Source organism: Streptomyces flavofungini, from assembly GCF_030388665.1.
Taxonomy (GTDB): domain Bacteria; phylum Actinomycetota; class Actinomycetes; order Streptomycetales; family Streptomycetaceae; genus Streptomyces; species Streptomyces flavofungini_A.
Map to the genome: position 1 here is coordinate 1624837 of NZ_CP128846.1, position 14132 is coordinate 1638968.

Below are 14132 nucleotides of genomic sequence, written 5' to 3' on the forward strand. Positions count from 1 at the left end.
TGCGCCCCTGCGCGCGACCCGAGTCCACGCCCCTCCGCGCGCCCGTTCCGGAGCCGTTCCTGACCGCTGCCGACCCGCATCCAACGACAACTGGGCGACTCCTGACCGAAAACCCATCGGAATCAAGCCGTCCGCAGCCCGCCGTCCGACCGCCCTCCACCCTCCGTACGACCTCGGCCCGACCGGCCCTCGCCCCGCTCCGCCGCGAGCCCGCGATCGCACGGCGCACCGTGTCACGGATCCGCCGTAATATGCCCGATCAGCTCGCCCGTAAGCCCTGGCCAGGGGATAGTGGGAGGTGTAACTTCTTTCACCCTCAATGCAGTTGACTGTGGCAAGGAGCGACGAAGGAGCAGCGAAGAGGGCGCGGCGCAGGACCGCCGAACCTGCGAGAAAGCGACCCCGGCGGGCGGCCAAGGACGGGAGCGGAATCCGGCGAGATGCACACATCCGAAACGCCTCGGCTGTACGCACGCGATCCGCTCCTCCACTCCCTCCTCCCACGCCTCACCGGCCTCGCCTATGCCGAACGCGCCCGCGTGCCCTGGGAGCACGACAAGGACCTGCCGGTCGTCCTCCTGACCGGACGCCACGGCATGGGGCGCACCGCCGTCCTGCGCGCCCTGGAGCGGCACTACTCCGGGCGCCTTCCGCTCGCCCTCGTCGACACCGCGGCCTGCGCGCTCGTCGTGGAGCTCCTGGAGGAGCTGGTGTGCTCGCTCGCGCCCGCCCTCGGCAGGCGCTTCCCACTGCTCCTGCCGGGCCTGATCTCCGTGTTCGCGAGCCACGGCGGGACGCCGGACGACCGGACCCGCGCCACCACGCGCGTCGCCCGCCTCCTGATCGCCTGCCACCTGGAGTCGGGCACCGAGGCGAACGTCGCCCAGCGCTGGGCGGTCCGGCTGCGCGCCCGCCTGGACGACGCGCCCGGCGCGGGAGCCGACGGTTCCGGGTCCCGGCCCGGCGCGCACGCGGTCACGCAGGCGGCGCTCACGGAGTACTTCGAGCGGTACACACGTTCGCGCGCCGCGGCACCGCTGCGCCAGTGGTACCAGGAGCGGTACGCGGAGTCCGATTCCGCCGCCGCGGGCTCGGCGGCGGACGGCCAGGACGGGCTCGTGCGCCTCGCCGACTGGTTCCGCCGCGGCGGCGACTACCGGCACGCGGCCGAGCAGACCCTCGTGCACGCCTTCCTGGAGGACATCGCCGCCGCCCGCAGCAAGTGGCAGCGCCTGAACCGCGACCCGCGCCCGCTGATCCTGCTCGACAACACCCACTCCCCCGCGGGCGCCCGCCTGGTCGACCTCATCCTCGAATACCGCGCCCGGCCCGGCGCCGCCCACCACGACCCGCTGGTCGTCGTCGCCACCCGGCTCGGCGACGCGCCACCGGACGCCACCGAGGCGGCGCACCACGAACTGCCGGACCTGGTGGCCTCCACGCGCTGGCGGCGCACCGGTCACGCCCCGTCGGCGGGACTGCTCGTCGTACCGCTCACGCCGCTCAGCCGGGACGACGTCCTGCTGATGCTGGACGCCGCGTCCGCGCCGCTGCACCCGTATCTGGCGTCCGCGCTGCACACCCTCACCGGCGGACACCCGCTGGCGAGCGGCGTGCTGTGCGACGCCGTCCTGGAGCACACCCGCGCCACCGCGTCCCGAGGCGCCGCCCCGCGCCCGCCGGAAGGACCCCTCGGCCCGCGCAACCTCCTCGAACTGACCACGCCCGACGGCCACCCGGTGACCCAGGCGATCCTGGAGCGGCTGCTTCCCTCACCGCAGCAGCGGTCCCGTCTGGTGCCGCTGTCCCTGGCCCGCGACAGCACGGCCGCGCAGGCCCTTGCCGCCCATCTGCGTCTGGAGGGCCCCGAGCAGCTGCCCGCGAACGCGGCCGCCGACTATCTGGAGGCCGAGCACTGGCAGCACGACACCCCGCAGGACCGCCCGCTGGCCGCCGACCCGCTGCTGCACACCCTCCTGGTGCACGAGGCACGCCGGACCTCGCACGGCGCCGACTCGCGCCGCGGCTGGCAGGAGATCCACGGCTTCCTGCGCCGCCACCACACCACGCGCGGCGAGGACAGCGAGGCCGACGCGCTGCGCCACACGCTGGCGGCCGGTGACGCCAAGACGGTGGTGGCCGCGCTGTCCGAGGAGTTCCAGTCGGAGCAGGACCGGCAGAGCGCGCTGCGCTGGCTGAACTGCCTGAGCTACGCGGCGACGGCTCCGGCGCCGCCGTCGGCGGACTGGGACGACGAGCGGGCCGCGATGGCCGCGGGCGCCCACGACGACCGCTACCACGACATAGACGAGATCGACCGCTGCATCAACAGGCTGCTGCACGGTCTGTGGTACCTCTCCGACGCGCTGGCCGAGCCGGAGGCCGACCTGTGCGAAGACATCGGAGCCGAGCTGGCCTTCCTGTCGCTGCGGCACCAGACGTGGCGGGCGGTGCTCAGCCAGGCCGCCCGCACCTGGCCTGCCGCCGCCCGAGACAAGCGCCCCCTCCCGCTGCCCGAACTGTGAGGAAGCATGCTCCTGAGCCGTCGCAACGGGTTCGGTCCCCTCGACAAGGCCATCGCCGTCCTGGTGCCGCTGGTCCTGATCGCCGTGGGCGTGGTCGTGTATCTGGCGACCCGGCCCGAGGACTGCGCGGGCGGACTCACCAAACGTGACGGCCAGTGCGTGGGCGTCACGGAATCGGCGTTCGACGCGAACGACGACATCAAGGGACTGATCCGGGCCGTCGCCGACGAGAACGCCCGGGTGAAGAAGGCCTGGGAGTCGCCGAGGAAGGGCCAGACCCGGATACCGTACGGCCGGATCGCGCTCATGATGCCGTTCACCTCGGACGATTCGAGCGCCATGACCGCGCCGATGATCCGCCGCGCACTCGCCGGGGCGCACGCGGCCCAGCTGCGCGCCAACAGCGGCGGCGGGCCGCACTATCAGCTCCTGATGGCGCCCGACGGCAAGGACCTCGACAAGTGGCGGCCGGTGGTCGACGACCTGGAGGACCTGACGGACGACCGGGAGTCGCCGCTCGTCGGCGTGACGGGCCTGCCGAGCAGCACGCCCGAGACCCGGGAAGCGATGCAGGAGCTGAGCGACCGCCGTATCGCGACCGTCGGCCCCGTCATCACCTCCGCCGACATGAACGCCCCCTACTTCTTCAAGACCTCACCGAACAACGATCTCCTCGCGGACGCACTCGGTCAGTACCTGAAGAAGAACCGGGGCGAGGGGAAAGGCTTCCTCGTCTTCGACAGCCGCCCCGACGACGTGTACTCCCGCAATCTGCAGAAGCTGATCGAGAAGAAATTCGGCGCGGCCTACGGACTGCGCAAGCGCTCGGCGTCGTTCCTCGGCTCGACGGGCCCGGACGCCGGTATCCCGCAGCGATTCCAGTCCGCCGCGCAGAAGATCTGTGTCACCGATTCGGACACGGTGTTCTTCGCGGGCCGCGACCAGGATCTCCCGGCACTTGTGAAACGCCTGTCACAGGAGCCTTCTTGTGACCGCAGCAGCCCCGTGCGCATCCTGAAAGTGGGAATCGGTCTCGACCCGACGCTCACCACCCCCGAACTCACGCGGATGCTGCGCGAGACGAAGACCACGATGGTGGCCGCCGCTTCCGTGACGAGCGAGTGGTGGCAGAAGAAGAGCACCGCCCCCGACGGCCTCGGCGGCTTCCTCTCGGTCTTCGACAAGCTGAAGGAGTCGCACAGCCTCGGCGCCAAACCCCTCGACGACGGTTACGCGATCATGTACCACGACGCGTTCATGCTCCTGGCCAACGCCTTCGACCGCTCGTACTCGGAGGCGAACGAGCCCACCGGTGGCTCCACCAGGACACCGGAACCGGCGCGCACGCCGACCAAGGACGACGTGTACAACACGCTGATCGACGCGAGCATCGTCGACACCGGCGACTCCACGCGCTGCATCGGCTGCCTCCAGGGCGCCGCGGGCACGTACGGCTTCGAGAAGTCCTCCGAGACCGACGACACCGATCAGTGGCCGGTATGCAAGCCCGTGCCGGTGATCGAGTACCCGGCCGTGCGGGGCCGCAAGGCGCAGGACACCTTCCGGACGTTCGAGAAGACGTTCAAGCATCCGTGTCCCGACAACGTGACCCGCGACGATTCCTGATCAGCCCTCCGGCGAATCCCGTGGTGAACGGCGTCCGACGCGCTGCGGCACGTGACAAGAACACGTGCCCGGCACATTTGGCCTGATCCCGTGGCGCGGTAGATGTTTACTCAACTTCCGGGTTGTCTAGACCCATTGACACTCCAGGAAGCGCTCTCCTACTGTCGCGAACGTCGATCGGACAACGCAAAACGTCGCCAAAAAGCGCGTGGAGGAGTTCGTGAACAGCACTGAAGGTGCCCGCGACATCACCATGGCAGCGCCCCGGAACGGCGAAGGCCTCCCGGACGTGAGTCTCGATCAAGCACACTCTCCCCAGAAAGTCATGGCGCACGGTGATCTCCTCCGACGATTCGTCGCCGGCGAGGAGATCAAACCGGTCCACATGCGGATCGGCATCATGGGCGCCTGCAATATGCGTTGCAACTTCTGCAACTTCCATTCACCGAACGAGGAACAGTTCTACGACCTGTTCTCGTTCAAGGACTCCCTCACCACCGACAAGGCGATCACGCTTCTCAAGGAGTTCGCCGAGAACGACGGCCGCGCCGTGACCTTCTGCGGCAGCGGCGAGTGCACCATCCACCCGGGCTACGCCGACATCTGCTACGCCGGGCACGACAGCGGCCTGCACATCGGCCTGATCACCAACGGCTCCCGGCTCGGCCGCCCCAAGGTCGCCGACTGCGTCACGGCGACGCACACCTGGGTGCGCGTCGGCATGAACGCCGGCACGGAGGCGACGTTCAACGACATCACGCGCGACCGCGAGCAGACGTTCTCCAAGTTCATCGGGACGATCGGCAAGTTGCGCGACAACGCCGTGGCGCCGGACTTCCGCATCGGCTTCAACTACGTGATCACGATGCAGAACTACCGCGAGATCGTCGAGGCCGCCCGCATCGCCCACGAGTCCGGCGCGCACTATGTGCGCTTCGAGCCGGAGTTCTACAGCGCGATGGGCCACGAGACCATCGAGACCGTCATGGCGGAGATCTCCGCCTCCCTCGTGGAGGCCGCCGCGATGTCCACGGAGGCCTTCGAGGTGTCGGTGCCCAAGCTGGACCGAGGCCCCATGGACCAGGTGGAGGAGGTCGAGGGCGACTTCGAGCGCTGCCACTACAGCCGCTTCGTGACGGCCGTCGGCGCCGACGGGCACCTCTACCCGTGCCCGCAGGTCCACCTCAACAGCCGCTACCGCATCGGCGACGTGGTCGACCTCGGCTACCCCACCGTCCTCGACGGCGGCCCGCGCGCCGAGTGGGAGGCCACCAACCCCAACCGCACCGACCTGTGCAAGTCCTGCTTCTACCGTCCGCAGAACGAGCTGCTCGAACTGCTCAAACGCGGCCAGATCAAACTCGACGAGGCCTTGGACGCGTATGCGCTCGAGGTGCCCAGCACGTTGCACGCCGACTTCGTGTAGCCGCGGCACAGCGCGTACGGGCGTGCCCTGCCCCGCCCCGTCTCTCCCACCCGTCCCGCCCTTCTCGACTCGCGTCGGCCAGTTGTCAGCCCGTCCGGCGTTTGAGGACGAGCCGCGAAGCGGCGATCGGCGGGGGCCCAGGGGGGCGGCAGCCCCTGGTTACGGAAAGGGGCGGGCCTGGGGCGCCCCGCGAGGGCCCCCACCCACCCACCCGCGCCGAAACCGCACCCACCCGCACCCACCCGCACCCACAGGAGCGTTAGCCCCCGCATGCAGACCACCCACGTGCGCCGACTCCTGCGAGCCGACCCGACGCTGCGCTTCACCCCCGCACTCTCCGACCCCACCGCACACGCGGCCTGGTCCCGCAGGATCCGGGCGATCGTGGCGCGCCTGGCCCGCGTCGACCACGCCCCACTCGACATCACGGCCGTCGACACGACCGTCGACGCCACCGCAAGGTCCGGCGACAGGGCGGACGACGGGACCGCAGGCCGTCCGGGCGCGACCAACGGCGCTCCGGGCAGGACCGGCGACGGCCCCGGTGAGACCGGCGGCGCCCCGGGCAGGACTGGCGACGGTCCCGGCGAGGCCGGCGACGGTCCGGGCGACGGGATCGGCCTGCGGCGCGAGCACCTGACCCTCAACTCCCCCGTACGCGGCGCCTTCCAGGCCACGCTCCTGTCCCCGGCGACCCGCACGGAGGCCTCCCCCGGCCCCGCCGTCCTGGTGTTCGGCGGCAAGAACGCCCGCCTGGAGCACCTCACCGGCGAGCGCCCACCGGACTTCCCCGACCGCAACATCGCCGAGCACCTGGCCCGCGCCGGCTTCGTCACGCTGACCTTCGAGCACGGCATCGGCGGCCTCGACGAGGAGCGCCGCGCCGGCCGCGAGGAGGGCGCCCTCCTCGCGCACGCCTTCGCGCTCACGGGCCGCTCCCTGCTCGGCGCACTCGTCGGCGACACCCTCGGCGCCCTGGACGTCCTCACCGCGCACCCGCTGGTCGACGCCGACCGCGTCGGCCTGTTCGGGCACAGCCTGGGCGCGGCAGTCGCCCTGCACACCGCGCTGCTGGCACCGCACCCGCTGCCGGTGTGCGCGGCCAGCCATCTCGGCACCTATCCGGCACTGTACGAGCGCCTGTTGACGGGGTACGAGGGCGCGGTCCTGCCGGGGATCCTGGAGTACGCCGACCTCGGCGACCTCTACGCCGCGCTTGCCCCGGCCCCACTGCACCTTCAGTTCGGCACCGCCGACTCCTACCTGGAACCGGCCGACGCCCGCGCCGCCGCGGCCACCGTCCGGCGCGGCTACGCGGCGGCGGACGCCGTGGACCACCTCGACGTGCACGAGCTGCCCATGGGCCACGGCACCCACGTACAGCACGCGGTCGACTTCTTCACGCGCACCCTGTCGGGGCCCGCTCCCGCCCCCGGCGACGTGCCCGCGCAGCGCGTCCACTTCGGTGTGGCCGAGCGCCGCGCGGTCCTTGACCGGGTCGACACCGCGCTCGCCTCCGGTCACCTCACGCAGGGCCCGGGGCTCGCCCGGTTCGAGGAGCTGTGCCGCTCCTGGACGGGCCGCGAAGGGGTCGCGGTCGCGTCCGGCGCGGCTGCCCTGGAGATCGCCCTGCGCATCGTCGGCGTGGCCGGGCGGACGGTGCTCGTGCCGGTGAACACGTTCTTCGCGACGGCGGCGGCCGCGGTGCGCGCGGGTGCGCGGGTGCGGTTCGTCGACATCGAGCTGGACGGCCTCGGCCTCGATCCGGACGCGCTGCGCGCCGCGCTCGACCGTCATCCGGACACGGCGGCCGTGCTGCCGGTGCACATCGGCGGCATCGTCTCGCCCGCCCTCGACGACGTGCTCGCGCTGTGCGAGCGCCGGGGTGTGGCCGTCGTGGAGGACGCCGCGCACGCGCTGGGGGCGACGCTCGGCGGCCGGTACGCGGGGGCCTTCGGCCGGTTCGGCGCGTTCTCGTTCTTCCCCACGAAGGTCGCGGTGAGCGGTGAGGGCGGCCTGGTGACGTGCGCGAACGCCGAGGACACGGAGCAGGTGCGGCGCTGGCGCGACCACGGCAAGAGCGCGCAGGGATCCACGCTGCACGACCGGCCCGGCGGCAACTGGCGGCTGAGCGAACTGCACGCCGCCGTGGGCACGGTCGACCTGGAGCGGTTCGACGACACGCTGGCGGCGCGCCGTGAGCTCGCCCTCGGCTACGACGAGTTGCTGACCGACGTGCCCGGCGTCCGCCCCCACGCGGTGCCCGCGGCGGCGCACAGCAACTACTACAAGTACCTCGCCTACTTGGAGGCGCCCGTGGACCGGGCGCTCCTGAAGAAGCGCCTGCGCGAACGGCATGGCGTGTCGCTCGCGGGCGAGGTGTACGACCATCTGCTGTGCGACCAGCCGTACTTCGCGGCGTCGGCGGATCCGGAAGCGGGGGTCGCGGCTTCCGGGACGGGAGTGGAGACCTCCCGAGCGGGGGTGGAGGCCTCCCGAGCGGGGGTGGAGACCTTCGGCGCGGGAGTGGGGGCCTCCGGGACGACGGTGGATGCCTCCGGGTCGGCGGCTGGAGCGCCCGGTGCGGGAGCGGGAACTCCTGGGGCTGTGGTCGGAACGCCCGGTGCGGGGGCGGGAGTTCCCGGTGCGGCGGCCGACGGCCCCTTCGAGCAGGCCCGCTGGTTCGCCCGCCACCACATCGCGCTTCCGCTCTATCCAACGCTCACCCGGGCCGAGCAGTTCCGGGTGGTCGAGGCCTTGCGCGGCGAGTTGTCGTGACGGGGCCGGACGACGAGGCTCCGGTCCTCTCCGCGTACCGCAGGGGCGACTGGCAGCCGTCCCTGGACACAGCCCCGCTGCCCGGCGCGAGCCGCACCCGCCTCGCCCTCGTCCCGCACATCGTCGCCCACTCCGACCGCCGCTGGTGGGACGGCGTCCGCGCGGACCTGGCCCCGCTGTCGGGCCGCCGCGAACTCGTCCTTTCCGCCCTGGAGTTGTTCCGGCACGGCACCGTCACCATCGGCGGCATCGGGCCGCAGAGCGCGGACGCCTTCCGGGCGGCCCTGTGGGACACCGCCGGACTGCCGGGGCCGCTGGTCGAGCGGTGGGGGGCGATGCTGTACGAGGGGGCCGCGCGCCGCGAGGCCACCGCCCCGGACGACGCGCTCGCGCTGGTGGCGCTGCCCGGCAACACCTTCACCTGCCTGGACTCCGTCCTGGAGCAGGCCGAACGGTCCGCGTGTGTCTGGGTGCGCCCGAGCCGCCGCGAACCGCTGTCCGCGGCCAGGCTGCTCGCGGCGCTCCTCGCCGTCGGCTGGCCGCCCCCGCGCCTCGGCCTGTACCCCACCGAACAGCACACCCTGCACGGCCTGTTGAAACTCACCGACCGGCACATCGTGTACGGCGGCGCGGGGCTCGCCGCGTCGGTGCGGGAGTCGCCCGCGCTGACGCTGCACGGACCCGGCCGGGGCTGCGCACTCGTGTCACCAGGCACTCCCGCCGGACCCGCCGGTTCCACTGACACCCTTGCCCCTCATGATTCCGTCGACTGTGTTGACGGCTCTGTTGACAGCGCTGTCGACAGCTCTGTTGACGACACGGTGGCCTGGTTGCTCCCGTTGATCGCCGCGGATTCGGGCCGCTTCTGCAGCAACGTGCGCACGGTCGTGTGCGTGGATCACGACCCGGAGCCCCTGGCCAAGGCCCTCGCGACCGCGCTCGACGCGCTCCATCCGGGTCCCGCGCCCGACCCGACCGATCCTCAGTGGCCGCTGACCGCCTTCCGGGAGGCCGGTGAGGCCGACCGCGCCGCCGCGTCCGTACGCGACCGCCTGCGCCCCGGCGACCGCCTGCTCACCCGCGAGCCGACGGTGGTCACAGGCACCGGCGCCGGCCCAGGTGCCGCCACCGGCGCCGACGCCTACGTACGCCCTCAACTGGCCCTGCTCCAGGACGACCCCGCGGCACCGTCGCACCCGCTCATCGGCCACGAGGTCCCCTTCCCCTTCGCCGCCGTGCTCCGTGCCACCGCCGACGCCGCGCGTGCCCTCGCCGACGAAGCCCTGTTCGTGTACCGACCGCCGGCGACACCAGGAGGAGCCCCATGACGACCGCGGCCCGCCGAGAACACGCCCCGCAGGTCACCTTCGACGGCCTGTACGACACGTTGCGCGAGCGCGTGCCCGAGCTGGCCGTGGACATCGACGTGTGGACGCGCCGCATGATGCGCTGGCACTTCCACCCGGACACCGGCTCCCCGTTCTGGGTCGGGCGCCGGGACCGACTCGGCTTCGACCCGCTCACGGACGTCGACGGCTTCGCGGCACTGGAGCTGTTCGGGCTCTTCGACAAGGGCGAGCTGCGCGCGGCGAGCGCCCTGGACCTGCGCCCGCGCGGCTATCGCGACCGGCCGTTCCGGGTCTTCGAGACAGGCGGCACCACCGGAGCGCCCTGCCGGATCGTGAACGTCACACGCCTCGCGTACGACGTGGAGGTCTACCGGACCGTCCTGGAGGCGCGCGGCGTCGCGGGCGGTGACATCCTCGCGATGACGCCGAGCGGTCCGCACGCGTACGGGCACTTCGTGGAGGGTCTCGCGGACAGTTGGCGGGGCGCCGTGTTCGCCATCGACTTCGACCCGCGCTGGGTGAAGGCGTCGCTGCGCGCGGGCGGCGAGGCGGACTCCTACACCGCGCACCTGGTGGAGCAGACCCTGACCCTGCTGGCCGCCGAGCGGCCCACGCTCCTGTTCACCACGTCCCGGCTGCTCCTCGAACTGGCCATGCGGCTGCCGCGCCCCCTGCACAGCTACGGCATCCGCGCGGTGTGCACCGGCGGCACCACGTGCAGCGCCGCCGAGGCCGCGTTCCTGCGCCAGGAACACCTGGACGGCGTGCAGTGGATCGACACGTACGGCAACACACTGGCGGGCCACGCGCTGCAGGCCGACGCGGTGCCGGGCGCTCCCGCGCTGCCCGGCGGCACCGGGCACTCGTACCACCTGCCGCCGCCCTTCGCGGTGCTCCAGGTCGTCGACCCCGCCGATCCCTGGCGCGAGGTGCCCGTGGGCGAGCGCGGGCGGGTGCGGGTCACCACGCTCCTGGAGGACCTGTTCCTGCCGAATCTCCTCGAACGGGACAGCGCGATCCGGACCGGTCCGCACCCGTGGTTCCCGTGGGACGGAGTGGCGGCGGTGCAGGCGTTCCACGACGGTCCGACGGGCCCCGGGGAGGCGGTCGAGGGCGTCTACTGACCCGCCTCTCCGCTTCCTTGACGACCCATCAACCATGGACGGACTCGACGACGCATTGACCGTCCTTCCACCTCTTGACTGCTGAGCCCACGCATGGACGGGACAGTCAACTGTTGACGACCTGCGCACTGGTGATCTGACGACGACCCGCTGACGTAAGGACTCCTCGTGAATCTCTCGTCGAACGGCGTGCCCATACCCTTCTCCCCCGAGTTGTTCGGCCCGCTGCGCGCCACCGACCCGGATCGGATGCCGGACCCCGTCGCTCTGCGGGCACGGCTGCACGCGGACGGATATCTGTATCTGCCGGACTTCCTCGACCGCGAGCAGGTGCTGCGACTGCGCGCCAGGTACTTCTCCCAGCTGCCCGCGGGCTATCTCGCGCCGGGCACCAGCGCGCGCGAGGGCGTGTTCTCGGGGCGGGTGCCGGAGGGGCTGCCGGAGTACGGTGTGGCGGGGCATCCCGCGCACGCCTTCGTCCGCTCGGAGACCTTCGACCGGTTCCTCGACGACCCGCGGCTGCGCAAGCTGGCGGCCGACCTGCTCGACGGCGACGCCCGGATGCTGCCGCGCCGCATCCTGCGCCACTTCCACCGCGGGGTGCGCCGGGCCTCGCGTGCCCATGTCGACTTCGACTACATGGACGAGGGTTCGCCGCAGGTCGTCACGACCTGGATCCCGGTCGGCGACTGCCCGCCGCAGTCGGGGGCGCTGGTGTACCTGGAGGGTTCGCACACGCTGCCTCCGGAGGCATACGAGTCGCTGCGGGACACCACGGACCGGCCGGACGACCGCCGTCAGATCTGCCACGACCTGGAGTTCACCGCGCGCAGCCTGGGGCGGCGCTGGCTGTGGACGGACTTCGCGGCGGGTGACGTCATGGTGCACGTGCCGCACATCATCCATGCCTCGCTGGACGCGACGACGGACGCGATGCGGCTGTCCATCGACACGCGCTTCATCCGTCAGTCGGACACGCCGGACCCACGGTGGCTGAAGGCCTGGTCGGCGGACGACGGCGCCTGAGCCCCGGCCCGGCCCGCGGGCGCGCCGTCGGCGGGGAGCGGCAGCCGCACCGGGTCACCACCGGCAGCGTCGGAGCGTGCCGCGGCCACGAGTACGTCGTCGACCAGGTGGGCCTGCGCGAAGGGGCACACCGGCGGCCGGCCTGCCACGACGGCGGCGACGAAGTCGGCGATGAGCGGCTGATGGGGGTTCGGGGCGGGTGGCAAGGTCACCTCCCGCTCTCCCTCGGCCCCCTGGCGGCGCAGACGGCCCGAGTCCAGCGGGTCGAGGGTGAGCGTCCGCCCGGACCCGCTCACCTCGAAGCGATCCTCGGGCGGCTCCCCGCTCCACTCCGCGCGCACCCGCGCCCGAAGCCCCGCGTCCCAGCGCAGCTCCACCTCGGCCAGGCGCTCTGCGCCCTCCGGGAACCGGCGGTCGAGGCGGGCCCGCACCTCGTCGGGGCGCCCGAACAGGAGGTGGAGCACGTCGAGCCGGTGGCTCCCCGCGTCGGCGAGCACCCCGCCGCCGGACAGGGCGGGGTCGGTCCGCCACCGCATCGGATGCCCGGGCCCGGGGTCGAACGCGCACCGGAACCGCACCTCCACCCGTTCCGGCGACCACCCCCGCAGTTCCTCGCGCAGACGGCGCACGGCGGGGGCGAGCCTGCGGTAGTACGCGACACCCGCGCACGGCAGAGCGTCGCCACCCCGCCGGACACCGGCATCGGTACCACTCCTGGCGCCCGGCCACAGCCCTCCGGCCAGCGGCTTCTCGACCAGTACAGGGAGACCGCCGCTCAACACCCGCCCGGCCAGCGGTACATGGTGGACGACGGGAGTGGCGACGTACACAGCGTCCACATCGCGGATCAACATGTCCTCGTCGTCGCCGCCGACCGGCACCCCGTGGCGGGCGGCGACGCGGGCGGCCCGCTCGGCGTCGCGGCCCCAGAGGTGCACCGGTTCCTCCCCGAGCGCCCGGAGCGCGGGCAGCACACGCCGCTCCACGACGTCGCCGTACCCGGCGACCGCCCACCTCACCTGGCCCGCCTCCCTGTGCGGGTCACGGCACGATCGCCACCTTCAGGGTCTCGGGCGGCGGTCCGTCGAAGGGGGCCCGGTCCGCGTCCGGGTAGAGGGACCTGCTGGCGGACAACTGCTCCATGGCCTTGGGGAGTTCGTCGAGGGGGTAGGTATGGGTGTGCAGGTCGGGCAGGCGCAGCGCCTCGTGGCCGTGGCGCAGGAGGCGTTCGGCGACGGCGAGGGCGTCGGCGCGCGCGGTGTCCACGGGTTCGGCGGAGCTGTGGACGCGCAGGCCCTTGCGTTCCCAGGTCACGAGGTCGACGGTGACGTGCGTGTCCACGTGGTGCGTGCCGAGCATGACGACCAGGCCGTTCTGGCGCACGAGGCCGACGCAGGCGTTGAGGGTGGTGGGGGTGCCGACGGCGTCGATGGCGACGTCGAACTCCTCCCCTCGCGCAGCGAAGCCCGCTCCGACGGCGGCGAGTTGCGCGGAGCTGCCGTCGACCCGGTGCACCGCGTCCGCGCCCGCGCGCCGGGACCGCTCCAGACGCCAGTCGTCGAGGTCGGCGACGGCCACGTGGGCGGCGCCGCGCCGGACGGCCATGCGCAGCGCCATCTGGCCGACGGGCCCCTGGCCGAGGACGGCGACCCGGTCGCCGAGCCGGATGCCACGCGTGGCGTGCACGGCCAGCGGCAGGAGCTGGAGGATGGAGCCCTGCTCGAAGGGGATGCCGTCGGGCAGCGCGCCGACGGCTATCTCGCGCGCGAGGGCGTACTCGGCGTACCCGCTCGTCAGCGGTGTGCGTACGAAGACGCGCTGCCCGGCCGTGACGCGCGTGACGCCGGGCCCTGTCGCCTCGACGACTCCGGCGATCTCGTGGCCGTAGCACCCGGTCGCGCAGTGCTCCCTGAGGCCGTAGTAGTGGTAGTACGCGAGGTCGCTGCGGTTGCAGACGCTGCACGACCGGACCCGCACGAGGACCTGGCCGGGTCCCGGCTCGGGCACCGGGGCGTCGGTGACCAGTCTGATGTCCCGCCTGCCGACGAGTTCGTACCGCCGCACGGTGTGCCTCCTTCGCCCGTGGCCCTCGTCGGGCCGTGCCGCCGTCGCGGAAACGGCAGTCCGGTGCCGTCCCGCTCCCGGGAATTCCACCGCGCGGACGGGCGTCCTACAAGGTGGCCTGCCTCGGCCGGTGAGGCACCCGGCCTGATCGGTGCAGGCCCGGACCCCACCCGGCTCGCCTTGCTCGGCTCCTCCAGAACGCCTCTCCCATCTG

9 protein-coding genes are annotated in these 14132 nt (G+C 72.6%); 7 read left to right on the top strand and 2 right to left on the bottom strand.

The window, feature by feature from the left end:
* Positions 1–440: 440 nt before the first annotated feature.
* The 7 genes from QUY26_RS06295 (at position 441) to QUY26_RS06325 (ending at position 11854) form a co-directional block, all read left to right on the top strand.
* A complete protein-coding gene (locus QUY26_RS06295; RefSeq protein ID WP_289944124.1) occupies positions 441–2525 on the top strand; it encodes an ATP-binding protein in 2085 nt (694 codons plus the stop codon).
* A 6-nt stretch (positions 2526–2531) separates the two neighbouring features.
* Positions 2532–4151, top strand: a complete 1620-nt coding sequence (locus QUY26_RS06300; protein WP_289944125.1) for an ABC transporter substrate-binding protein — start codon at positions 2532–2534, stop codon at positions 4149–4151.
* Positions 4152–4476: 325 nt separating this feature from the next.
* Positions 4477–5577, top strand: a complete 1101-nt coding sequence (locus QUY26_RS06305; RefSeq protein ID WP_289944126.1) for a radical SAM protein — start codon at positions 4477–4479, stop codon at positions 5575–5577.
* 270 nt (positions 5578–5847) lie between these two features.
* Positions 5848–8355 (top strand): DegT/DnrJ/EryC1/StrS family aminotransferase, encoded by a 2508-nt coding sequence (locus QUY26_RS06310; RefSeq protein ID WP_289944127.1) that lies wholly within the window; start codon positions 5848–5850, stop codon positions 8353–8355.
* On the top strand, positions 8352–9683 hold the full coding sequence (locus QUY26_RS06315) for a hypothetical protein (RefSeq protein WP_289944128.1): 1332 nt from the start codon (positions 8352–8354) through the stop codon (positions 9681–9683). The genes QUY26_RS06310 and QUY26_RS06315 overlap by 4 nt, the downstream gene beginning before the upstream one ends.
* Complete coding sequence (locus QUY26_RS06320; protein ID WP_289944129.1) at positions 9680–10828, top strand: hypothetical protein; 1149 nt, start codon at positions 9680–9682, stop codon at positions 10826–10828. Before QUY26_RS06315 ends, QUY26_RS06320 begins: the two co-directional genes overlap by 4 nt.
* 168 nt (positions 10829–10996) lie before the next feature.
* A complete protein-coding gene (locus QUY26_RS06325) occupies positions 10997–11854 on the top strand; it encodes a phytanoyl-CoA dioxygenase family protein (RefSeq protein WP_289944130.1) in 858 nt (285 codons plus the stop codon).
* Here the strand turns inward: QUY26_RS06325 and QUY26_RS06330 are convergent.
* Together QUY26_RS06330 and QUY26_RS06335 are read right to left on the bottom strand one after the other, a co-directional pair.
* Positions 11794–12873, bottom strand: a complete 1080-nt coding sequence (locus tag QUY26_RS06330; protein WP_289944131.1) for a Gfo/Idh/MocA family protein — start codon at positions 12871–12873, stop codon at positions 11794–11796. The genes QUY26_RS06325 and QUY26_RS06330 overlap by 61 nt on opposite strands.
* Positions 12874–12895: 22 nt before the next feature.
* Positions 12896–13918, bottom strand: a complete 1023-nt coding sequence (locus QUY26_RS06335) for a zinc-dependent alcohol dehydrogenase (RefSeq protein ID WP_289944132.1) — start codon at positions 13916–13918, stop codon at positions 12896–12898.
* Between the last annotated feature and the right edge of the window lie 214 nt (positions 13919–14132).